The 23,511-nt window shown below is 52.4% G+C and carries 20 protein-coding genes, 1 tRNA gene and 1 pseudogene; 2 read left to right on the top strand and 20 right to left on the bottom strand.

Annotation, left to right across the window (positions count from 1 at the left end; translation table 11 throughout):
- Window positions 1–168 precede the first annotated feature (168 nt).
- The 9 genes from HBA93_RS00560 to HBA93_RS00520 all read right to left on the bottom strand — a co-directional run bounded on the left by HBA93_RS00560 (window position 169) and on the right by HBA93_RS00520 (window position 7,699).
- Complete coding sequence (locus HBA93_RS00560) at window positions 169–1,032, bottom strand: transporter substrate-binding domain-containing protein (RefSeq protein ID WP_113943366.1); 864 nt, start codon at window positions 1,030–1,032, stop codon at window positions 169–171.
- A 136-nt stretch (window positions 1,033–1,168) separates the two neighbouring features.
- A complete protein-coding gene (locus HBA93_RS00555) occupies window positions 1,169–1,963 on the bottom strand; it encodes an ABC transporter ATP-binding protein (protein WP_121993908.1) in 795 nt (264 codons plus the stop codon).
- Entirely contained in the window at window positions 1,960–2,715 is a 756-nt protein-coding gene (locus HBA93_RS00550) for an ABC transporter permease (RefSeq protein WP_122008966.1), read from the bottom strand. The genes HBA93_RS00555 and HBA93_RS00550 overlap by 4 nt, the downstream gene beginning before the upstream one ends.
- Window positions 2,712–3,434, bottom strand: a complete 723-nt coding sequence (locus HBA93_RS00545; protein WP_121993910.1) for an ABC transporter permease — start codon at window positions 3,432–3,434, stop codon at window positions 2,712–2,714. The genes HBA93_RS00550 and HBA93_RS00545 overlap by 4 nt, the downstream gene beginning before the upstream one ends.
- 63 nt (window positions 3,435–3,497) lie before the next feature.
- Complete coding sequence (locus HBA93_RS00540) at window positions 3,498–3,749, bottom strand: hypothetical protein (protein WP_122092341.1); 252 nt, start codon at window positions 3,747–3,749, stop codon at window positions 3,498–3,500.
- Window positions 3,750–4,200: 451 nt separating this feature from the next.
- On the bottom strand, window positions 4,201–4,794 hold the full coding sequence (locus HBA93_RS00535; RefSeq protein ID WP_122092340.1) for a DUF922 domain-containing Zn-dependent protease: 594 nt from the start codon (window positions 4,792–4,794) through the stop codon (window positions 4,201–4,203).
- Window positions 4,795–4,941: 147 nt separating this feature from the next.
- Window positions 4,942–5,973: a cyclase family protein gene (locus tag HBA93_RS00530; protein WP_122092339.1), complete on the bottom strand. Its 1,032-nt coding sequence runs from the start codon at window positions 5,971–5,973 to the stop codon at window positions 4,942–4,944.
- A 42-nt stretch (window positions 5,974–6,015) separates the two neighbouring features.
- Window positions 6,016–6,687 carry a DsbA family oxidoreductase gene (locus HBA93_RS00525; RefSeq protein ID WP_221721963.1) on the bottom strand — a complete coding sequence of 224 codons (672 nt, stop codon included), beginning with the start codon at window positions 6,685–6,687 and terminating at the stop codon, window positions 6,016–6,018.
- A gap of 100 nt (window positions 6,688–6,787) precedes the next feature.
- Window positions 6,788–7,699, bottom strand: coding sequence for a LysR family transcriptional regulator (locus HBA93_RS00520; RefSeq protein WP_221721962.1), 912 nt, complete (start codon window positions 7,697–7,699; stop codon window positions 6,788–6,790).
- Between the two features lie 181 nt (window positions 7,700–7,880).
- Here HBA93_RS00520 and HBA93_RS00515 point away from each other — a divergent pair, with 181 nt between their 5' ends.
- Window positions 7,881–9,479, top strand: a complete 1,599-nt coding sequence (locus HBA93_RS00515; RefSeq protein WP_221721961.1) for an ABC transporter substrate-binding protein — start codon at window positions 7,881–7,883, stop codon at window positions 9,477–9,479.
- A 113-nt stretch (window positions 9,480–9,592) separates the two neighbouring features.
- The gene (pepT, locus tag HBA93_RS00510; protein WP_121993917.1) at window positions 9,593–10,828 is read left to right on the top strand and encodes a peptidase T; all 1,236 of its coding nucleotides are present in this window, start codon (window positions 9,593–9,595) and stop codon (window positions 10,826–10,828) included.
- A 67-nt stretch (window positions 10,829–10,895) separates the two neighbouring features.
- Here the strand turns inward: pepT and HBA93_RS00505 are convergent.
- The 11 genes and pseudogenes from HBA93_RS00505 to HBA93_RS00455 form a co-directional block, all read right to left on the bottom strand.
- A pseudogene (locus HBA93_RS00505) lies at window positions 10,896–11,831 on the bottom strand (SbmA/BacA-like family transporter); the annotation flags it as partial.
- 389 nt (window positions 11,832–12,220) lie between these two features.
- Window positions 12,221–13,162 carry an isoaspartyl peptidase/L-asparaginase family protein gene (locus tag HBA93_RS00500; RefSeq protein WP_121993919.1) on the bottom strand — a complete coding sequence of 314 codons (942 nt, stop codon included), beginning with the start codon at window positions 13,160–13,162 and terminating at the stop codon, window positions 12,221–12,223.
- A 65-nt stretch (window positions 13,163–13,227) separates the two neighbouring features.
- Window positions 13,228–14,112 carry an ABC transporter permease subunit gene (locus tag HBA93_RS00495; RefSeq protein ID WP_022710156.1) on the bottom strand — a complete coding sequence of 295 codons (885 nt, stop codon included), beginning with the start codon at window positions 14,110–14,112 and terminating at the stop codon, window positions 13,228–13,230.
- On the bottom strand, window positions 14,109–15,029 hold the full coding sequence (gene gsiC / locus HBA93_RS00490; RefSeq protein WP_022710155.1) for a glutathione ABC transporter permease GsiC: 921 nt from the start codon (window positions 15,027–15,029) through the stop codon (window positions 14,109–14,111). Before gsiC ends, HBA93_RS00495 begins: the two co-directional genes overlap by 4 nt.
- A gap of 164 nt (window positions 15,030–15,193) precedes the next feature.
- Window positions 15,194–16,723 (bottom strand): glutathione ABC transporter substrate-binding protein, encoded by a 1,530-nt coding sequence (locus HBA93_RS00485; RefSeq protein WP_121993920.1) that lies wholly within the window; start codon window positions 16,721–16,723, stop codon window positions 15,194–15,196.
- A 19-nt stretch (window positions 16,724–16,742) separates the two neighbouring features.
- A complete protein-coding gene (locus HBA93_RS00480; RefSeq protein ID WP_221721960.1) occupies window positions 16,743–18,620 on the bottom strand; it encodes an ABC transporter ATP-binding protein in 1,878 nt (625 codons plus the stop codon).
- A complete protein-coding gene (locus HBA93_RS00475) occupies window positions 18,601–19,494 on the bottom strand; it encodes a MurR/RpiR family transcriptional regulator (protein WP_075654260.1) in 894 nt (297 codons plus the stop codon). Before HBA93_RS00475 ends, HBA93_RS00480 begins: the two co-directional genes overlap by 20 nt.
- 186 nt (window positions 19,495–19,680) lie before the next feature.
- Window positions 19,681–21,117 (bottom strand): MocR-like pyridoxine biosynthesis transcription factor PdxR, encoded by a 1,437-nt coding sequence (pdxR, locus tag HBA93_RS00470; protein ID WP_221721959.1) that lies wholly within the window; start codon window positions 21,115–21,117, stop codon window positions 19,681–19,683.
- Between the two features lie 74 nt (window positions 21,118–21,191).
- Complete coding sequence (locus tag HBA93_RS00465) at window positions 21,192–21,869, bottom strand: MOSC domain-containing protein (protein WP_121993924.1); 678 nt, start codon at window positions 21,867–21,869, stop codon at window positions 21,192–21,194.
- Between the two features lie 68 nt (window positions 21,870–21,937).
- Window positions 21,938–22,011: transfer RNA gene (locus HBA93_RS00460), tRNA-Cys, on the bottom strand.
- 233 nt (window positions 22,012–22,244) lie between these two features.
- Window positions 22,245–23,414, bottom strand: coding sequence for a helix-turn-helix transcriptional regulator (locus HBA93_RS00455; RefSeq protein WP_221721958.1), 1,170 nt, complete (start codon window positions 23,412–23,414; stop codon window positions 22,245–22,247).
- Window positions 23,415–23,511: the final 97 nt, after the last annotated feature.

The following is a 23,511-nucleotide window of genomic DNA, read 5'->3' as shown; positions in this document are numbered from 1 at the left end:
CTTGCCGTCCAATCATATTGCGCAGAGCGGATCATCAAAGTTTCAGATCAGATCATGTCTTTATGCGATGACCGGGTTTGAACATGGTCTTACTGCTTTGGCTCACGCATAAAAAATGTGGCCGCGAAAATCGCAGCCACATTCATGATTTCAAATTGTATCTGTAACTTATGGAGTTACGTCAAAACCGAACCATTTTTCGGACAGCTTTTTGATTGTGCCGTCTGCTTTTGCAGCTTCAATCGCTTCGCTGAACTTCTTCTGCAGCTCAGGTTCGTTCTTACGCAGACCTACAGCAACACCACGGCCCAATACGCCGCCTTTGAAGTAAGGACCTGTCAGAACCATATCTTCATTGCCTGGCTTTTTAGCGGCATCGGCCAGATAGGCCAGCGAAGCAACAACCAGATCAACGCGGCCGGACTTCAAATCCAGATCATGCTGTTCAGTGGTTTTATATTCGCGGATATCAGCGGAATCTTTGAAATAGGTGTTGAGCAGAGTCAGGCCGAGCGAAGCGGTCTGTACGCCAACGGTACGGCCTTCGATCGACGTTGCGAATTCGCTGATCAGCTTCTTGGTGGCTTCGTCGTCGTTCGCAAGAAACGCGGTTTCACCGGTATGTGGCAGTTTCGCATACGGGCTGTCTTTCAGCGTCGCGAAAGTCTGTGGTGTCAGGCCATAGGAAACCGAGAAATCAATGGTTTCTTCACGCTTGGCAGTGGCAGTCAGACCAGCCATGATTGCATCAAACTTACCGGCGTTCAGCGCAGGGATCATGCTGTCGAACGGTGTTGCAACGATCGTGCATTCCACTTTCATGTGGTCGCAGAGATATTTGCTCAGCTCGATTTCATAGCCGTCGAGTGTGCCGTCAGCTTTGGTGAAGTTGTACGGACGGTAAGCACCTTCAGTTGCGATGGTTACTTTGGTCCATTTCTTTTCTTCAGCCTGTGCAGTGACGCTGGCCGATACGGCGCCGAGCAGCATTGCAGAAGCAAGAAGCGATTTGGTGATGAGGCTGATTTTCATAGAAGCACCCTGTTTCATATCATTTTTATTCATTTAGAGCGGCTCCATTCAGGATTGAACTTTTGAGCCGCTCTGTATCTTTGTTGTTACGCATTATCCTACACAAAACCGCTTCACGCTTTTGCTGGAAATGCTTTTAAGCCGCATTTTCGTGGCTGATGAATTTGCGGAAACGCTCTGATTTGGAATTGGTGAAGACTTCAGACGGCGCGCCGTCTTCTTCAACCTGACCCTGATGCACAAAGATAACGCGGTTGGACACGTCACGGGCAAAGCCCATTTCATGGGTCACAACCAGCATGGTACGGCCTTCTTCGGCAAGACCGCGCATCACGCGCAGAACTTCGCCGACCAGTTCCGGATCAAGCGCGGAAGTCGGTTCGTCAAACAGCATGACCTTTGGCTTCATCGCCAGAGCGCGGGCAATCGCTGCACGCTGCTGCTGACCACCTGAGAGATGTGAAGGATAGTAGTTGCGTTTGTCAGCAATACCAACTTTTGCCAGCAATGCTTCGGCCTCTTCAATGACTTCAGCGCGGTTGCGTCCTTGCACATAGATCGGCGCTTCGATCACATTTTCCAGAATGGTTTTATGTGACCAGAGATTGAAGCTCTGGAATACCATGCCGAGTTCCGAGCGAATGCGCGAGACCTGTTTCTTGTCAGTCGGGTGATTTTCGCCTTTGGAATTCTGTGCCATCTTGATGGTTTCACCGGAAATGGTGACCGTGCCGGATGTCGGTGTTTCCAGAAGGTTGATGCAACGCAGCAGCGTGGATTTGCCGGAACCGGAAGAGCCGAGAATGGAGATCACTTCGCCTTCGCGGGCTTCGAGCGAAATACCTTTCAGCACTTCGACCTGACCGAAATTCTTGCGCAGGTTTTCGACTTTCAGCGCGACCGGTGCGGATGCGGATACAGTGTTGCTCACGATAGTTTTCCTTCTGTAGGAACATTGCCGCCAGAGGTTGGATTGCTGGTCGGTACGCTGACAGGAACAGGCTGACGCAGATATGGCGTCAGGTGGTATTCAGCCAGCAGCAGAAGACGGGTCAGAATGAAGTTGATAGCCAGATAAATCGCACCGGCAACAATGAAGACTTCAATGGCGCGGTAGCTCTCGGCAATCAGTTTGGCAGCAATACCGGTGACTTCCATCAGTGTGATGATCGAAGCCAGCGAAGTGGCCTTGACCATAGAGATCATTTCATTGCCGTAAGCCGGCAATGCCTGACGAATAGCCAGTGGCATTGTAATGCGGCGGAAGGTGGTGAAACGTGACATGCCGGAGGCTTTGGCAGCTTCAATCTGACCATGAGGCACGGATAGCAGGCCGCCACGAATAATCTCACCGGCATAGGCTGCGGTGTTCATCGTCAGTGCGATCACCGCACACCAGTAAGGCTCACGCAGGATCGGCCACAGGAAAGAGTGGCGAACCGCCGGAAACTGGCTGAGGCCGTAATAAATGATGAAAATCTGTACCAGCAGCGGCGTGCCGCGGAACACAAACACATAGATGCGTGCAATCCAGTCCAGCACGAAATTGCCGGAGAGGCGCATCATAGCGATGATCAGCGCAAGACAGGCACCCAATGCAATGGCTGTTGCAGCCAGTTTCAGGGTCAGCGGCAAACCTGCCAGCATCGCCATGAAGGATTCAGCGAAAAACTCAAAACTCATTGGGCTCTCCTCACGCCGCGCGAGAAATAGCGCTCAGCAGACTGCAGAATGCCGCCGGAAACAGACGAAATCAGCAGATAGAGGGCACCGGCGATCAGGAAGAAGTTGAACGGCAGACCGGTAGAACCGGCACCGATCTGTGCCTGACGCAGCAGTTCCACAACACCGGTGACAGATACCAGAGCGGATTCTTTCAAGGAGACCTGCCACACATTGCCCAGACCCGGCAAAGCATGACGCAGTGACAGAGGCGCAATAATACGGCGGAATTTCATCCAGCGGCCCATGCCGCAGGCTGTTGCCGCTTCCAGCTCGCCTTTGGCAACGGCTTTGAACGCACCGCGGAAAACTTCCGTATGATGTGCGCCGCAGGAAATAGCGATGGCCAGCATACCGGCGAGGAAGCCCGGAAAGCCGAGGAAACCTTCCGCACCGAACAATTTGCCGATTGCGGTAATCGCTGCGCTGCCACCGAAATAAAACAGATAGATGATCAGCAGATCGGGAATGCCACGGATGATCGTTGTATAGCCGTCCGCAATGGTACGGGTTACACGTCCGCCGGAGATTTTAGCCCATGCGCCGAACACACCGATGACAGCGCCGAGCAAAAAGCCGGTCACAGCAAGGGCAACACTCATCAAGGCACCGGTGAGCAGAACATGCCCCCAGCCGTCAGGCCCGAAGCTGAGGATTTCAAAAAAGCTGAGTTGCTTCATAATGTCCTTGGCCTGTTAGAGAATAAAAGAGAGAAAGTCATAGTGATATCCTGTAGCCGGCCTTTAGTGCAGTTGACGGGGCAAGGCTGGCTGAACATCGTCCGTTGCAGGACGGATGGAAACTGTTATGCCGGAGCGTTTTGTCAGACCGGCACGGGCAGCAGGCATTTCAGCCCGCGCAACCATTTGTCCGGTCATTTTCCATAAAGGCAGTCGTGTATCCTGCACACAACCGGCATCTGCGATGTCGCTGAGGTCAAAATAAGCAGGGCTTTTCTCTTCCACGATATCCCAGATATCAGAATGATTTTTCATTGCCTGCTCCGTTTGACCCTGCGCTCCACAGGGTGTCTGCCATTATAGCGCTTTCGCGCGGATTTACCCGTCAGGCTGGGAACCTCAACCGGTAATACAACTTATTATTGCGTTCTGATAAAATTCCTTGGCTCCGCATACAAGTGCTGTTTTGCATAATATGCTCACATTCAACATAGTTTGATGCAGAATGTGTGTATGCAAAGACCTGTCAGGGGCAGAGGTATATCCTCCGTTGCAGACAACCTCCTCTTTCTGCAACGCAAATAACTACAGTGACGAAATGGCAGAGTACAGGCACAATAGTGCTCAAAAAGGCGTATCTATCTGCCATTTTGGGCAGGTGATATACCGTTTTGCGCGTTTGTTTGTAAATTTACAGCAATGAAGTTATGTTCTGTATGCGACTTATGGGGACGCACTCAGGACTCATGCACAGATGCACGTCAAATTATTGACTGTTCACTAACCCTAAGATCAGCTGATGGACATTGCCGCCCTGTGACATTTCCAGACGGTCAAAATCGCGACCGCGCTGGCGTTGTTCCTGAAACAGTTCCGAGAGCACTTTATTCAGTTCTGTCTTGAACTTTACGCATTTCGGGTCTTTGGCAACAGACATGCCGACGGTCGCAGCTTCAATTTTCTGCACCATCTCTTTGATGTAATCACCATGAATATGTTCATGTTTTTCAATGCCATCAAAGAAGGTTGACCAAAGGGCTGCGGTTTGCGGCGGCAGCTTCTGTGCCGGTTTCGGCAATGTATAAGTGATGGTCAGTTTCGGTTTTGCAGACACTAAAGTGCAATTACCGTCATCGGTTTTATATTTACGCGACCAAAGAAGGGTATAATTTGTATGAGCAATGGTGCGGATATTTTTGCCGATCAGTGGCCCTTTTTCGCCGATAGCGGCATAGAGTGCAGGACCTGTGGTGCCGGAAATGGCGTAGGGTTTAACCTTTTCAATGACCTCAGCCTGAGCGTGGCCTGCCCATAGAGTGGTGCCTGCGAGCAGTGTATAAAAAATGCTTTTCAGTGACATCAATAATTTCCGGTTTGACCGACATTACACAGGATTGCCGGAACCGGCTGTCTGCAACACTTAAAGCATTTTAACCGGCAGGGGAATCACCAATCCGGCAGGTTTTTCAGATCTGCCGGATGATGCTGTTATGCTGAGATATTTGAATTATCGTACAGGGATCGCAACCGGACGCAGTGGTGCTGCATCACCCCCACGGATTTTCAGAGGCCCGCCGATAAAGGCAAATTCATAGACTTTGTCTTTTGAGAGTTCATCCAGAGCAATCAGCTCAATAATCGGTGCGCCCTGTTGTGCCAGCAGATAGGTATGCAACGGCACATAATCATCGGCAACTTCTGACGGGAAAGTTTCGAAGCTCAGATTATCCGCACCAACAATCATCGCGCCGCCTTCTTCAACCAGATAACGTGCTGCATCAAGACCCATTCCCGGAGGTGCAGCCATATAGGCTTTTGGGTCATTGAAGAGCTTCATGCGACCGGTGCGGATCAGGACAATATCGCCTTCCTGAAGCGTGGTCTTTTGTTTGGCCAGTGCATCTTTGAGATCCTGCGGTGTGATGCGGTATTGATCCGGCAGCATATCCACGCCTTTGGCAGCAGCCACGTCAATCATCACGCCACGGGCAATCAGCGGCGGGAATTTTTCAATACCGGTGCGGTTCCAGCCACGATCACCAAGATGTTCATCGGCTTTGAAACCGTTCCAGATTTTACCGTGAATACCGAAATGGTTGAGCGCATCAATATGTGTGCCGGTATGGCTATACATGGAGAAAGCCGTGCCGGTATAGCTGCGGGTCGTGTTCATATCTTTGCCGACACCCATCGGGTCGTCAATCTCGGTACCGCGCGGCGTATGGGTCATCCAGAACTGATAATGCGGGTCACCGGCATCCTGCCAGCTCGGCATGCCCAGATAATAATCTGTTGCCAGATCATAGACTTTACTGCCGTCGATACGGGAGAGAATGGCCGCACGTGAAGCGGGGGTAATCAGATTGAGGCGGCCGATTTCATCTTCCGGCCCCCATGGGCTGATGCCGACTTCCTGCCCGCTGGCAGCAACAGCCGGTTTGGCTGCGGTCTCAGCGAGTGCAGGGGAAAAGGTGGCGGAGAAGCTGGCAGTGCCGAGCATCAGCAGGCCGAGCAAGCGGCCGGAGAAGTTTACAGGCATGATTGTTCCTTTTGGAAATATAGTGTTTGGGAGGAGGAGTGTTCAGGCGGCTTGCATCATGTCCTGCAAACGGCTTTTCAGCAGTTCAGCAGGCGTGGTTTGCAAACGGATCGGGTCGGTTATTTTGTCCGCAGAGCTGACAATCAGAGTGGGAATTGAGCGGATACCAAGCTGCATGGCCTGCATTCGGTCTGCTTGTACGCGTTGTGCTGCATCTTCACTGGTCATAGCGGTGGTGAAAGCATCACGATCAAAGCCCAGAGAGGCAGCAATATCTGTGAGCACTGCGGCATCACCGATATTGCGGTTTTCTGTGAGATGGGCACGCTGTACTGCATCGAAGTAATCCCAATGGGCTGTGTCTCCGCCAAACATGTGAGCAGCCTGACAGGCGTGTGCCGAAGCCAGTCCGTTCGGATACTCAAAGGTCTGCGCGCGCATACCTTCAATATTGATGCGCTGTGCATCGTCCTGCCTGGCGCAGGCTTCCCAGTGACCCAGAATTTCGCTCTTGGCACGCTCCATAGAGCCGAATACTTGCACCATCTGTTCGCGGGAATCCTGCAAGACAAATGTGTGGTGACGTACCTGAATGCCGAGTTCACCGGCGACCTGACGCAGGCGTGGCGACATGACGTAGCACCAGCCGCATACAGCATCATGATAGAAATCAATGATCAGCGGTGAGGTGACGTTGTTTGCTTGGAGTGTCATTGTGATGTCCTTTCGTTGAACATCACATTACCGGTCTCACCGCAGCGGAATAAGCACGTGGCGGTGCATACAGTTTTTACTGCAGGTTAAGAATGCGCGTTCAGCCCACCTGCAAAGCCCGTGGCAGGTGCTGGCTGAGAAAGTCGACAAAGGCTTTGACCTTGGGCTGCAAATGGCGGCTGGTCGGATAGACCGCATAAATATGACGCGGTTCATTCACGAGAGCAGGCAGGATGCGCTGTAATTTGCCATCACGAATAGCGGGATCTGCAAGGAAAGACGGTAAGGCGCCGATTCCCAATCCGGCAATCAGCAAATCACGCAGCATCAGACTATTATTGACCTGACTGTGATCACCATTAGGTGACAGAGCGTTGCTGTCCGGTTCCTGCGTCTCACTGTCAATGGTAACGCCTTGCGTATGTGCCAGACTGTAATTCAGTATTTTATGGCGATGGAGATCCGCCGCTGTTTCCGGTGTGCCGTATTTCTCAAGATAGACCGGCGCGGCACAGAGTTTCTGTTCAAGAGAGGCAAGGCGGCGGGCAATGAGTGTGGAATCTTCCAGCGTATTGCGCAGTCTTATGGAAACATCAAAACCATGGGCAACGGCATCAACCAGCCGGTCTTCCATCACCAAATCCAGCTGCAAATCCGGATATTGTTGCAGAAATCCGGCCAGTAACGGGGAGAGTGTGCTGAGTGCAAAAGACAAAGGCGCATTAACACGTAATTTGCCGCTCACCCGCTGGGATTGTTGTTTGATTGAGCGCTCGAGCATATCCAGCTCGTCCAATATCCGGCAACAATCGGCATAATAGGTGCGACCGGTTTCTGTCAGGCTCATACTGCGTGTGGTGCGCTGAATGAGTACCGTATCGAGATGCGCTTCCAGCGCCCGCAATTGTTTGCTGAGACCGGCGGGGGAGATGCCCAAATCTTCTGCAGCCTTTGCCAGCCCGCCAAGTTCGACAATGCGGCGAAAGGTGCGCATAGTGTTGAATGTATCCATGACGGCGGGGGCTCCGGTTTTGCTTCAGACAAATGAGTTCTGGCTGGCATCCCTGTTTTTAGTTGGGATCATTGGTGTTTCATATAAAATAATCAATGGAACTAAAACAGAGATCGTTCCACTATCATCTTGCGGAATCACCTGATCTGCTCAGGTGCCGGATGGAATTGGGGAATACCATATGAATATTTATACAAAGGCCCTTTCAGCCACTGCGCTTGCATTGGTACTGGGCGGGCTGGCTTCAGCGCAGGCTTCAGCCAAAACACTGATCTACTGCTCGGAAGCAGCGCCGGACAATTTTGATGCGGCAACCACCACATCAGGGGCAACTTATGACGCTTCGGCGCGTAACGTGTCCAATGGTCTGATTAAAATCAAGCGCGGCTCAACAGAGCTGGAACCGGGATTGGCGACAAGCTGGGAGATTTCGGAAGACGGTAAGGAATATACGTTTCATCTGCGTAAAGGCGTGAAGTTCCAGACAACCAGCTATTTCACACCGACCCGTGAATTCAATGCGGATGATGTGATTTTCAGCTTTGACCGTCAGGGTAATAAAGAAAACCCGTTTTACGGTAAGGGAACCTGGCCGCAATATGGTGCCTATTCTTTCCCGACACTGATTAAAGAAATCCAGAAGATCGACGATCATACGGTTAAGTTCGTGCTGAACCGTCCGGAAGCAACCATGATTGCTTCGCTGTCGCTGACATTTGCAGTCATTCAGTCCAAGGAATATGCAGATCAGCTGGTAGCAGAAGGCAAGACCGATCAGCTAAGCCAGTTGCCGGTTGGTACAGGTCCGTATCAATATGTGGATTATCAGGCGAACAGCGCTGTGCGTTTTCAGGCCAATCCTGACTATTGGGGCGGTAAGCAGAAAATCGACAATCTGATTTTCGCGATCACGCCGGATGCATCGGTACGCTTTCAGAAGCTGAAAGCGGGTGAATGCCATATCATCGCTTATCCGAACCCTGCGGATATTGATGAGATGAAAGCCGATCCTTCGCTTGAAGTGCAGCGCAAAGAAGGCCTGAATATTGCATTCATGGCCTATAATACTGTTGTTGCACCGTTCGATGATGTGCGCGTGCGTAAAGCGCTGAATATGGCGATCAACAAACAGGCGATCATTGATGCCGTCTTTGGTTCAACCGGTATGGTCGCGATCAACGCAATGCCTCCGGGCGTATGGGGTTACAATAAAGACGTCAAAGACGACGCCTATGATATTGAAGCATCGCGCAAGCTTCTTGATGAAGCCGGTATTAAAGATCTTTCCATGAAGATCTGGGCAATGCCGGTGCAGCGTCCTTATATGCCGAATGCACGCCGTGCAGCAGAGCTGATGCAGGCGGATCTGGCGAAAGTTGGCGTGAAGGCTGAGATCGTCTCCTATGACTGGAGCGAATATCTCAAGCGCTCGCTCGAAAAAGACCGTGATGGTGCGGTGATGCTCGGCTGGACCGGTGGTATGGCTGATCCGGATAACTTCCTCGCAGCTTTGCTGGGTTGTGAAGCTGTCGGCAGCAGTAACCGTGCCAACTGGTGTAATGCGGATTTCGAAAAGCTTATTCAGGCGGCTAAGCTGACAACTGATCAGGCAGAACGCACCAAGCTTTATGAACAGGCTCAGGTAGTCTTTAAAGAACAGGCACCTTGGCTGACGATTGCCCATCAGGTGATGGAACAGCCGGTTAGCAAGAAAGTCAAAGATTTCCGTGTTGATCCTTTTGGCGGTTATCTCTTTGAAGATGTTGATATCGAAGAATAAGCAACACGATCTTACCCGTTTTTGGTGAGCACTTGTTTGAAAATCAATGGCGCCGTCACCGGCGCCATTTCTGCAAGATGAAATGAAACTGTAAGCTGAGTTGAAAGAATCCGATGGATATTGTTGAACGCTTTCTGAACTATACCCGTATTAATACCACAGCCGTATCCGATGCGGGAAAACTCCCGTCCAGCAGCGGCCAGACGGAACTCGCCAATCTGTTGGCAGGAGAACTGCGTGATCTGGGGCTTGACGTGGAAATGAGAGATCATTCCATCGTGGTTGGTACATTGCCGTCCAATATCAAAGATGCCGGCCGTCAGGCACCGGTGATCGCATGGGTCGCCCATATGGATACCAGCGGTGAATATACCACTGATACCAAGGCGCATGTGGTGGAGTATCAGGGCGGGGATATCGTCCTCAATAAAGCACTTGATATCGTTATGCGCGTTGAGGAATTTCCGGAACTGAAGCGTTACGAAGGCGACCGTATTATAGTGACAGACGGCACCAGCCTGCTGGGTGCGGATAATAAGTCAGCGATCGCTGAAGTGATGCATGCGATGCAGGTGTTGCAGGATAATCCGCAGATTGAACATGGCGAGGTTAAAGTCGTGTTTGTGCCGGATGAGGAGATCGGCCTGCTTGGTGCGAAAGCTCTGGATGTGCCGAGCCTCAATGCGGATTTCGCCTATACGCTGGATTGCTGTGCAGTGGGTGAAATTGTTTATGAAAACTGGAATGCCGGTGAGTTTCACATCACTTTCCGCGGCCAGCCTGCCCACCCGATGTCGGCTAAGGGCAAGCTGCGTAATGCCATTCTCTATGCCCAGCAATATGTTGGTATGCTGCCGGCGGGTGAGCGGCCGGAACATACGGAAAATCGTGAAGGCTATTACTGGGTCAAAGGTATTCAGGGCAGCGTGGCATCGGCCAAAATCGTGGTTGATATCCGCGATTTTACTGTAGAGGGCTATGATAAACGCCGTAATTTCATTGATACACTCGCGGCAAGCTTTAACCAGTTGCATGGTGAAGGCACAGTCTCGGTTGAGTATCGTCCGATGTATCGCAATGCTGCCGAAGGACTGAAGGGCGATAATTTCTATCCGGTTGAACTGGCTTTGGAAGCGATGAAAGCTATTGGTGTCGAACCTTATGCCATTCCGATGCGCGGTGGCTATGATGGTGCAGTTCTGTCAGAAAAAGGTCTGCCTTGCCCGAACCTGTTCTGCGGTGCGCATAATTTCCATTCAATCTACGAGTTCCTGCCGGTGGCTTCACTGAACAAGGCCTCGGAGATGGTGATTGAGATTTTGAAACGCGCAGCAGCGGCTAAACGCTGATTAAACATACGAAAACAGTTATGAATGTTACAGGCGCGGTGTTATTCCGCGCCTGTTTTTATTCGGTCAGCAACAATGTGTGGAAGCCGGTAATACGCAGCAGATGCGCGCGCCATTCGGCAATGGCCTGATAATTATTCACATACCAGCGCAAGGCTGAATAGACCTGATTGAACGCACCGACTGTCATCATCAGCCCGCCGAAATTAAGACCGCCGGAAAAATAGATCGGCGCAGCAGCCAAAATCGGCACCACAATAGCCATCCAGCCAAAGCCTGATGAAATCCAAGTAAGATTGGTTTCCATAAGGATCAGCTTTTTTATGCTGGAATACAGGCCTTGAAATTTACCGCGCAAAAAACCGATTTTCCGCTCGCTCTCATTGGCCATCGGATAATTATCGTTTTCACTGATAATCTTAACAAGAGCGGTTCTGAACTCGGCTTCCTGCGCTTCACGGGCGGCGTTCAGTTTGACCAGCCCGCGCCCCACTAAACGGCTTAGGGCAGAGGCAAGTCCAACATAGAGAATGGCCGCCCAGACCATATAGCCCGGCAGTGAGAATTCGTAGCCGTTATAGCGAAATACAAAACCTTCCGACACATTCCACAGAATGCCGATAAAACTGAATAAGAGGATGGAAGACTGAATGAAACCGATTGTCAGCCCCGTGGTTGAATCCGCCAGCTGTCTTGTATCCTGATGGATGCGCTGGTCGGGATTTTGCGCATAAAAACCGGTCTTATCGAGTTTGGATGCCTTGTTGCCATGTAGCCAGCAATCAAGAAGATTTTTGACGATAGCTTTGCGCATCACTACGGAAAGCGTTTGCTGAAACCAGTTTTGCGCAACATTGAGAACCAGCAATCCGGCAGCAATAAAGACAAAGATCTGCAACTGCCGGATAAATTCCGGAACATCCCGCTGCTCAATGGAATTATAAAACGGTACATTCCATTGATTGAGTGTTACCTGCCCATAGGCGGTTGCCAGCAAAATCAGCAGCAGCGTAACAGACATGGCCGCCAGTTTCAGAAACTCTTCCGAGGAATTCAGAAGCCTGCGCAGAATGCCGAGTTGCGTGAAAAAGGGAATGTCCGGTAGGTGGCTGTCGCTCTGAGGGTCTTGTTGATGTGGCACCGAAATGACTTCTTTCAGCTGCTGCATAATTTAAAATCTTAGAGCGACCTTTGTGCGTCCAATGGGGTGCACGGCTCTCTGATGACCCTGTAATTTTAGGCTGACTGCAAAGTAATTGAATTCGGGGAGCCGATCCAGAGCGGCCATTGAAAAAAATACGCAGCAATTTCATGGATAGTGGAAGAAATAAGCAAAAAAATCCCCCGAACCATTGCTGGTCGGGGGATTGTATCTCAGACTGAACAGGAAGATTAGTCTTCTTTGCCGTAAATGCCGGTATGGATCACGCCGTCTGCACCACACCAAGCGCGATACATGCCAGGGCTGTTGAACGGCAGCTCGATATTACCTTTGGCATCAACGGCGATCAGGCCGCCGGAACCGCCGAGTTCGCCCAGTTCCTGCACCACATCGCCTGCAGCCTGTGCAAGGCTCTGGCCTGCCCAGCGCATACGCGCATCAATTTCGTGGCCAACCGCCCAGCGAATGAAATATTCGCCATGACCGGTGGCGGAAATCGCTGCGGTTTTATCGTCAGCCCAAGTACCGGCACCAATCACAGGGCTGTCACCCACGCGACCCGGTGTTTTAGCGGTCATGCCGCCGGTGGAGGTGGCAGCAGCAATATGGCCGTGTTTGTCGAGTGCAACAGCGCCAACGGTGCCGTGTTTGCGTGCCGGATCACCATCATCAGCAAGACCGAGACGGCGGCGTTCCATTTCCGCTTTCAGCGCGTCCAGACGTTGCTGGGTGCCGAACCATTCCGGTTCCATCATTTCCAGACCGGCATTTTCGCAGAAACGTTTTGCGCCTTCACCAGCGAGAAACACATGTTCGGTCCGTTCCATCACCGCGCGTGCTGCCAGCACCGGATGACGCGGGCCGCAAATGCCGGTGATCGCACCGCAGGCACGGGTTGCGCCGTCCATCACGGCAGCATCCATTTCGTGGGTAGCATCAGTGGTATAAACCGCGCCGCGACCGGCATTGAACAGCGGGTTTTCTTCCAGCGCCATAACGGCTGCAGTGGTTGCATCCAATGCGCTGCCGCCTTCATGTAAAATTTTCAGACCGGCTTCGAGACAGGCTTTGAGGCCTGCGTGATAGGCGGCTTCCCGTTCCGGTGTCATGTTGGATTTCAGGATCGTGCCTGCACCGCCGTGGAGTGCAATTACAGGAGTAGTTTCAGACATAATATTCCTCAGATATTGAAAAGCCGGAGAAATTTGCCGCTATTTCACCAACAGCGGCAAGTTCATCAGTCAGAGCGCAGTTTCGGATCCAATGCGTCGCGCAGACCGTCACCAAACAGGTTGAAACCCAGAACCGTTACGAAGATTGCAATGCCCGGAAACAGGGTCAGGTGATCGGCAACGCCCATATAGGAGCGACCGTCTGCCAGCATGGCACCCCATTCTGGACTTGGTGGCTGTGCGCCCAGACCGATGAAGGAGAGGGATGCCGCAGTCAGAATGGATGTCCCGATACGCATGGAGAAATAGACGATCACATTCGGCAGTGTGCCCGGCAGAATATGGCGCAGCATGATCACGCGGTCTTTAACCCCGATAGCGCGGGATGCATCCACGTAAACAGTGCGCTTGAGCTGCAATGTTGTGCCGCGGGCAAGACGGGCAAAAACCGGAATCGAGAAGATCGCAACCGCATAGATCACATTGGTGATGCCAGGTCCGAGAATGGCGATAACAGCGATCGCCAGCAGGATACCCGGAAAGGCCAGCAGCAGATCGCACAGACGCATCACAGCGGAGTCAATCCAGCGACCGTAATAACCGGAGATGATGCCGAGCGAGACGCCCACCAGAGCACCCAGTGTTACGGACAGGAAGCCGACGGACAGCGAAATCCGTGCTCCCCAGATGATACGGCTGAAAATATCGCGGCCATAGGTATCCGTGCCTGCCCAATGGGCGGCACTTGGCCCTTGCAGCACAGCATTATAATCCGGAATTGTCGGATCATAAGGGGCAACAAACGGCGCGAAGATAGCCATCAGCACCAGTGTGATGATGAAGATAAGCGCAACCATAGCCACTTTTTGTTTTTTAAAGCGGCGCCAGAATTCAGCCAAAGGCTTGCGCATTTTTTCGGTGGGTTCCACCACAACAGTTGTCGCACTCATTTGTAGCGGATCTCCGGATTTGCGAAAGCATACAGCACATCAACCAGCATATTGATGAAAATGAACTGCAGCGAGAACAGCAGGATCAGCGCCTGAATGACCGGATAGTCACGATAGGAAACTGAATCGACCAGCAGACGGCCGAGACCCGGCCATGAAAATACGCTCTCAACCACAATCGAGCCGCCGAGCAGGAAGCCGAATTGCAGACCGACCATGGTGATGATCGGGATCAGCGCATTGCGCAGGGAGTGTTTCCAGATCACACGGCGCTCCGGCACACCTTTGGCGCGCGCAGTGCGGACATAATCTTCACGGGCAATTTCGATGAAGGAAGAACGGGTGAAACGCGCCATCACCGCAGCAACACCGACGCCGAGTGTAAAGGACGGCATGACAAAATGCTGCCATGTGCCGTAGCCGCCGGTCGGGAACCAGCCGAGATGTACGGAAAACAGATTGATAAGCAGCAGGCCGAGCCAGAAAGGCGGAAAGGAAATACCGGAAACCGCAATAATCATACCCGCATAATCAGGCCATTTGCCGCGTTTGACAGCGGAGACAACGCCGATCAGCAAGCCGAGAGCCGTTGACCAGAGCATGGCGAACAAGGTCAGCCAGACGGTTGGCATCAGGCGGGCGCCGATTTCTTCCGCAACGGTGCGGCGGGTTTTCAGCGAAATGCCGAAGTCGCCCTGTACAGCGCGGGTAAAATAGCGGACGAACTGTTCAGGCAGCGGTTTATCAAGCCCGAGCGAGGAGCGCACAACGGCGACATCTTCAGCGCTGGCTTCAGGGCCGGCAACAAGACGGGCAGGATCACCGGGCAACATATGCACGAAGGCAAAAACGCAGACCATCACCATCGCAATGACAGGGACAGTGGCCAACAGCCGTTTGATCAGATAGGCAAACATGGGTTCCCTTCCGGAAAAGCAGTGCTGGCCTTCAAAGCATATCCCGAAAAATGCGAAGCGGTTTTCGGATAAGATATGCGTCAAAATAGAAGCCAGAGCATTTTCGATGATAAAATCAGACTGAAAATGCTCTGGTAAAGGCCAGCACGTTATTTCACGCGCTGTTATTCAGCAAAAGCGGCATCTTCGAGCAGGAAGCCGCGGTCAGGCAGCATATAAACGCCCGACAGGCTTTTGCTCTTGGCTGCAATATTCTGACCTACACCAAGGAAAATCCACGGTGCATCCTGCCAAGCAAGCTTCTGCACTTCCGCATAGGCTTCAGCACGTTTTGCCGGATCCGCGGTTGCAATACCTGCTTCAATCGCAGCATCAACCTTCGGGTTTTTATAATATGCAACATTGAACATTGCAGGCGGGAAGCTCTGGCCGTAAAGCAGCGGGCGAATACCCCAGTCAGCATCACCTGTCGAAGCAGACCAGCCGCCGTAATACAGCTGCACAGTTGCATCTTCAGGCTTATCAACACCCCAGACTTTCTGCGCGGCAACACCGGCTTCAAGCGGCACGACATTGACCTTTACATTGATCTGCGCCAGCTGTTGCTGGATGAACTGCGCGGCACGCAGGGAGCCGGTATTGGAGGCAGCCCAGACTTCTGTTTCAAAACCGGCTTCGAGACCTGCTTCTTTCATCAGTTCTTTGGCTTTGTCGAGATTGAAAGTGTAGTCACCGGCTTTCACATGGAATGCCAGAGCCGAAGGAATGATGGAATCTGCTGGCGAGCAGTAACCATTGGAAACAACTTTACAGAAAGCGTCTTTATCAACGGCATAGTTCAGAGCCTGACGCACGCGCAGATCATCAAACGGCTTCTTCAGGTTGTTCATGGCGACATAGGTTTCAACGATAGACGGTGTCGCTTCGACCTGAACATTCGGATTATTTTCGACTGCCTTCATCAGTTCAGTCGGGAATGTCGGAATGTACTGAGCTTCGCCGGTCTGCAGCATAGCGAAACGGGCGCCGGATTCCGGAACGGAGCGGATGGTCACGCCGTCAACTTTCGGCATGCCTTCTTTCCAGTAATTGTCGTTTTTCACGACTTCCAGTGTATCTGCAGCCCAATGTTTGAAAGTGAACGGGCCGGTGCCGACCGGATTACGGTCGATATCTTTGCCGAATTTTTCCAGCGCTGCCGGAGAAATCATCATCGCGCCCGGATGGGCGAGAGAGGCAACCATGGCACCGAAAGGCTCTTTGAGGATCAGCTTGATGGTTGAATCGTCTACGGCCTGTACTTCCTTAACCATGGAAACAAGGCTGCGGCGGGACAGTTTGTTATCCGGATTGGCAAGACGGTCGATGTTAAACTTGGCAGCCGCAGCATTGAAATCTGTGCCGTCGTGGAACTTGATGCCCTTGCGCAGTTTGATTGTAAACTCGGTGGCATTTTCATTGGCTTCATAGCTTTCAGCGAGAAGCGGGATCAGTTTCATATCCTTGTCGAAACCGAACAGACCTTGATAAATCAGGCGCAGTGAAGTCTGGGACAGGGTGTCATTGACCACAGCAGGATCAAGACCGGTCAGGTTGTCCTGAACAGCAACAGTGAGCGATTTCGCCCATACAGTGCCCGGAAGCATGACAGCGGCAGCTAATGCCGATGACAGCAGAATTGATTTCAGTTTCATTAGTTTCTCCTTCCACTTATTATTTAAAATCACCGATCGGGTGGCGGGCTACAAAATGGCCGGGTTCCACCTCAATCAATGGCTTGACAACAGGCATATCGTCGGGCTTGCGCACCGGACTTGGAATTTCGCCCTCGATCAGCGGTCTGTTGCGGTCGCGCCGTGCCGGATCGGCAATCGGCACCGCAGAGAGCAAACGACGGGTATAAGCATGCTGCGGATTTTCAAAAATCTGGCGGCGCTGACCGATTTCAACAATCTGACCGAGATACATCACGGCAACACGGTGCGAGACGCGCTCAACCACGGCCATGTCATGGCTGATGAAAATATAGGACAGGCCACGTTTTTCCTGCAATTCCATCATCAGGTTGATGACCTGCGCCTGAATGGAAACGTCCAGTGCGGCCACAGCCTCATCCGTAATCAGAATATCCGGATCACCGGCCAGAGCGCGGGCAATACAGATACGCTGACGCTGACCGCCGGAGAACTGATGCGGATAGCGGCGCGCATGTTCCGGCTGCATGCCGACATCGCGCAGCAATTGCACAACGCGCTCCTCAATCTCATTGCCCTTGGCAAGGCCGTGGGTAATCAGCGGTTCGGCAATTGAGAAGCCAACTGTCAGGCGCGGATCGAGCGAGGCAAACGGGTCCTGAAACACATATTGGATCTTGCGGCGAACGGCGAGTTTCTCAGCGCCGCTCAGCTTGAAAATATCCTTGCCGCGATACTGTACAGAGCCGGAAGTGGCTTCCTGCAGCATCATCAAGGTGCGGCCGGTGGTGGATTTTCCGCAGCCGGATTCCCCCACCAGTGCCAGAGTTTCGCCCTGACGCAGATCAAAATTGACCTGTTCAACCGCGTGTACACGACCGGCCAGTTTGGAGAAGAAGCCACGGCGGATATCAAAACGGGTAACCAGATTCTGTACTTTCAGCACTGGTTCGTCGGATTTGATTGTATCCTGCGGCGGGGAGACTTCAAATTCGGCAGGTTTGCCGTCTGCATGATCGGCTTTGAGCATCGGGAAACGGCGCGGCAGATCTTCACCATTCAGTGCACCAAGACGTGGCACAGCAGCCTGCAAAGCGCGGGTATAAGGATGCTGCGGTGATTTGAAGACATCTTCCACAGTGCCTTCCTCAACCTTCTCACCGTGACGCATCACGAGAACGCGGTCGGCTACTTCTGCCACCACACCCATATCATGGGTGATGAACAGTACAGCCATGCCCATTTCTTCCTGCAGCAGGCGGATGAGGCGCAAAATCTGTGCCTGAATGGTCACGTCAAGCGCTGTGGTCGGCTCATCGGCGATCAGCAGTTTCGGTTTGCAGGACAGCGCCATTGCAATCATCACGCGCTGGCGCATACCACCGGAAAGCTGATGCGGGTGGCGGTCAAGCAGGCGTGCTGCATCGGGAATACGGACTTTTTCCAGCATGCGCAGCGCTTCCGCACGCGCTTCTGAAGCAGAGCAATTCTGGTGCAAACGCACAGCTTCGGCAATTTGTTCGCCAACGGTGAAAACCGGATTGAGCGAGGTCATTGGTTCCTGAAAGATCATGGCAATATCATTGCCGCGGATCTTTTCCATCGCTTTCAGGGAATGTTTGGTGAGATCGGTGGTAACACCGTCATTGCCGGTAAAGTGGATGCCGCCTTCGGTGATCTTGCCGCCGCCGCTTTCCACCAGACGCATGATTGCCAGCGAGGTTACGGATTTACCAGAGCCGGATTCACCAACCACAGCCAGCGTTTCTCCGGCCTTGATCTCGAAAGACAGGTTCTTAACCGCACGGAATGTGCTTTCATCACCTTTGAAATCAACGCTGATATTCTCAACGCGGATCACCGGTGCTGTTTGCGGGTTACTCGGCTTCACTGACATCCGTGGTCCTCGTTTTGGACTGCGGATGCTGTTCATCATCCGCATAAAAATAGGGCATGAGAAAGCGTGTCATCGATACGGCATCGGACACGCTCTGATGATGGGCCGCCAGAACGGCGAGAATAGTTTCAAAAGCAGCAAGTGCGGCAATGCCGGAACTGTGCAGAACCGGATGATCCGCCGGAATAAAAATTTGCTCATGGCTGAGGGCGCAAAGCGGAGAATGCGCTCCGTCTGTAACCGCGATGCAATAGGTGCCGCGACCGCGGGCGAGTTTCATAAAATCGACTGTGTGTTGTGAATAGCGTGGCAATGCCATGGCAATCAGCAGATCTTCAGGGCCGAGGCCTGCGATTTTAAGCGCGACCCGCTCCATGCCGTTCTCACCGGTCAGCATGACCTGCGCACGGCTGAAAGGCAGCAACCTGTCGGCAAAAAGCTGAAGCAGATTGCCGCTGACACCAAAGCCTAAGAAAGCGATGCGCTGGGCGTTCTGGATACGCATGGCGGCGCTTTCCCAGACCGGATTGTCGGCTTGCTTTGCAACAGTCTGCACCTGTGAAAGAGCATTTTTGAAGGCATCTTTAATCACACGGCGCGGCGGTATGTGGCGGGCGCGATCGATGTTTTCAACCGGCTTCAGCAGAGACTGATAACCTTGTACGGCATGGGCGCGAAATTCGGTGAAACCGTTCAGGCCAAGCGCTTTGACAAAACGTGTGATGGTGGCGGTAGAGGTTTCGGTGGCTGTTGCCAGCTCTTCAATGCCCATTGTGGCAACCGGAAAGGGGTTCGTCAGCACGAAATCAGCAATTTTCTGCTGATTGGCTGTCAGGCGTGACCACTGTGCTTCAATAAGCGCCGGTAGATTCACCGATCTTTCCCCCCTCATTATTCTCCCGAAAAAAATCCTATCAAAAAAGATTCAAAATGAAAATCTTTTTCATTGACGTGTCACAGAAATAAATTTCTACGATGCAGAATGAAATTCAGCCGCTGTTCTGGTGAGAGCAGCGGCTGAAACAGATTCAACAGGAGGGGAACTGAAGGCTTTGTTATTTCAGGCTTTTGACCGCGCCAATATCTGAACCATCCGTGCGAGTTCGGCTTCACTTGAATTGGCAAAGCCAATGCGGAAAGCCTGTGTGGCACGGCTTTTATCCAGCTCAAAATGCGCACCGGGCAAGACGGAGAGGCCGGAACGGGCAGCATTTTCAGACCATGTTTGTGCGCAAAGTCCCTGATTGAGTCTGAACCAGATGGCCAGACCACCGGCCGGAAGTGAGAATCGGCCGTCTTCGCCGAGTAAGCTTTGCAATTGTCCGGCGAGAAAATCGCGCCTTGCGTGATAAATGCGGCGGGCTTTGCGGGCATGGCGCTTGATAGTGCCGTCAGCGAGAAGGTCACTCAGGGCAAGTTCCAGCGGCAGGTCGCCTTGCCGGTCAATCGCCTCACGGTGCCGGATCATCCGCTTGAGAATATCCGCCGGTGCAACAGCATAGCCGATACGAATGCCCGGAGCCAGAACCTTGGACAGGGAACCGAGATAGATAACCGGCAGTTCCTTGCCGGAACGCGCCGTTAGTGGCAGGACGGGACGGCCGTCATAGCGATATTCATTGTCATAATCATCTTCGATAATGACCAGTCCGTAACGCTGTGCAATATCAAACAGGCGCAGGCGTCTTGCGGCGCCGAGTGTGACTGTTGTCGGATATTGATGATGCGGTGTCAGGTAAACGGCTTTGAGTTGCGGGTCTTGTCGGGCAAGTGCTTCAAGAGCATCAACATCAATGCCGCCTTCATCCACCGCTATGCCGCAGATGTCTGCGCCCGCTGCACGAAATGCTGACCATGCCAAAGGATAACCTGGCTGTTCGACGGCAATTTTTGTGCCGGGCTCAATGATTGCTTTTGCAGCCAGAAACAGCGCCATCTGGCTGCCGCGGGTAATGAGGATATCTTTCTCAGTTGCCACCAGACCGCGCTCGACATTCAGATAGGCTGAAAGATTTTCCCGCAGGGATTTATTGCCTGCCGGATCACTGTATGAGCCGCCATGGGTGAAATTGGTGCTTGTCAGTGCACGGCGGAAAGCCTGTGCAAAGGCGGTGGTCGGCAGCAGTCGCGCATCCGGTGCGCCGTCAGAAAATTTGAGCGTAAAAAGCGGCAGATTGCTGTTCACCGGAGAGGGTTGTTTTCCGGCCGGTGCTGTTTTTCCCGATCCGGAAACGTCCGGCAGGTCATGGGAAACAAAGGTGCCGCGCGAAGGTTCCGCTGAAAGCCAGCCCTGCATTGTCAGTTCGTGATAGGCCGCATCAACAGTATTGCGGTTGAGTTTGAGTGTTTGCGCCAGCGAACGTGTGCCGGGCAATGCCGCGCCGGGTTTAAGGCGGCCACGTTCAATCTCGCCGATAATGGAGCGGGCTAAGGCCAGAAAAATCGGTTCCCGTTCGCGGGCAGAGACTTCGATTGCAAGTGCGGTGCTTTTTCTCATCACAGACCTGAATTGATAAAAGGCAGGATACTGCCTGTTCCATATTAGAGCGGAAGAGAGGCTTCAGACGCCGGTCAGCCTTGCAGGCGGCGTGACCAGTCCTCCGTTTTCCGTGTGGCCAGACGTTTGACAGCATAATCGCGCCAGCTCTGCGCAAGATGTTCAAGATCAGCCATCACAGCCAGTTCTGCAAAATTTAGCGTGTCGACATATAAAATATGCCACGCCTTGCGGATGGTCCAGTCAGGTGAGGGACGTTCAATCAGCCGTAATGTATCGCCGGCTTCAACAAAGCCCTCCTGCAGAACACGATAATACCAGCCGGTTCGGCCGCTGCGCTGGACGCGCAGAGACATGTCGCCGGTATCAAAGCGGAAATTAAGCTTCCAGCAGGGCTGACGCCCCTGACTGACCTGAATAATGGCGTCGCCAGCCTGAAATATATCCCCGATTGCAATATTTTCTTCTGTCAGGCCGGTGGTCGAAATATTTTCGCCGAACGCGCCTGCCTGTTGCAAGACATCCCGCTCGCCGATTTCCTGCTTCCAGACGGCATAATGTTCATAGGCGTAATGATGAATAGCCTTTTCCGGCCCGCCATGATGTTTGCGATCGCCTTGTGCATCCTTGGTAAGGCCTTCGGTGCCGAGCCAGTTCTTGCCCTGTGACGGGATTTTGGCAATTGCACTGGGGGCTTCGCGGGGCCCGAGCGGGGCGACGGAACCGGTCAGAACTGTATTTATCGAAATCATATCTGCGTTCTCTGGGCATAAGGAGAGAGCCATTTCTGATCAATATCATGTTTGACATTGATCAGAAATGGAGGCCGATCTTGGATTTGAACCAAGCTGAACGGATTTGCAATCCGTTGCGTAACCTCTCCGCCATTCGGCCTGATCTTGGGGCTTAGGATCGTGCGATTTTAAAAATATCTTGGGAGGATGTTTTGTAAAACCGTCTCCTGAATAATGCTGTTCAGGGTAAAGCGGATGGTCCGGTTTTTATATTTTGATCAGGCCGGTAACGCTGCGTAATGCATAGAAACACAGAATAAGCAGCCAGATTAATCAGTATATCTGCCAGTCAACCGGCCTGTTGTTGTCGGATTATTTCTGCCATTGCTTATATTACAGGTCGAGATTGCGCAGCCAGTTTTCAAAACTGACCTGCTTGCTGTTCGGTACAGGAAAATCTGTCGGTTCCGGATGTGGCGCGGATAGGTTTTTGCGTACTTTGCTCGGGCTGACGCCGAATTCATTGGTGAATGCGCGGGTAAAATTTGCGGCAACATCAAAACCGGCTGTTTGGGCAATATCCAGAATTCTGTCCTGATTGGCCGGATCCTGCAATGTTTCATAGGCCGCTTGCAGACGTTGTTTGCGGATATAATTCAGGACGCCGCCATGAGACTCGAACAGTTGATAAAGCCGCGTGCGGGATATGCCGACCGACCGGCAGATTTTCTCTGCTGTGAGTTGCGGATCGTGAAGATTGTGATGAATGTAGTGATGCACCCGCTCCATGGTTCCGAAGCCGATTTGCCCTGGATGGTTATGGTCTGAGCGGACGCAGGGCTCAACGCCGTTCACAATCATATTCCTGATTGTTTGTACGATGCCGGGCAGGTCATCCAGTGTCAGCGAGGGTAAATGTGTTTCAACCTGAGCCAGAAAATTCGCCAGCAGCGCGGCAAGTGTACCTGACAGAATGGAATTATTGACAGACTTGAATAGACCGGCCTCGCCGGAAAACAGGCTATATGGCATATAAAGCAAGACAATTTCAGAACTGGTGCAACGTCCGCGATAGGGGTGTCCGAGTGTGCGGAAGGCCACACGACCCGAGCCGGTTTTAATGACCTTGCCGTCAACCTCCGTCCATGCCTGCCCGCTGCGTCTTAGTCCCAGATACCAGTGATCAATAGGGCTGTAGCGCAATTGTGCAGCTGTGCGGGCGTAGCTATAGGCATCACTCTGTTGCCGGACAAACAGCATTTTCCCGAAATGCCAGACAGTATGGGTCGCGAAAAATCCGTCTTCAGGCAAAACATTGTCCGGTAAACGGACATCAATAATCGGCCGCATATAGGCGCGCCATGCCTCGAATTGCTCTTTAGGGGGCAGATCCTGCGTGGAGAAATGCAGTGATGGTAAAGGCGGCGCGGTTGAGGGAATGATCACCGGCTCAATGACATCCTGACCGGTGCGGGGGAAGCGACGGCGCTCAACCTGCGGCCATGTTATTTCAGCTCTCAGCCGGTCAGTGTTTTCTTCCGGGGTGTCAGACTGCTTATGCATCCGCTTCCTCCCGTCCACTGCATCTCTTCGCAGTGAAAGCCCGTGAAATCTCTCAGCACATCATCTTCGGGCAATATCTTATCATATAAAATAAGAA

The organism is Ochrobactrum sp. SFR4, assembly GCF_019730395.1.
In the GTDB taxonomy this organism is placed as follows: Bacteria; Pseudomonadota; Alphaproteobacteria; order Rhizobiales; family Rhizobiaceae; genus Pseudochrobactrum.
Note: the sequence above shows the minus strand (reverse complement) of the source record. Positions and strands in the feature narration are given on the sequence as shown.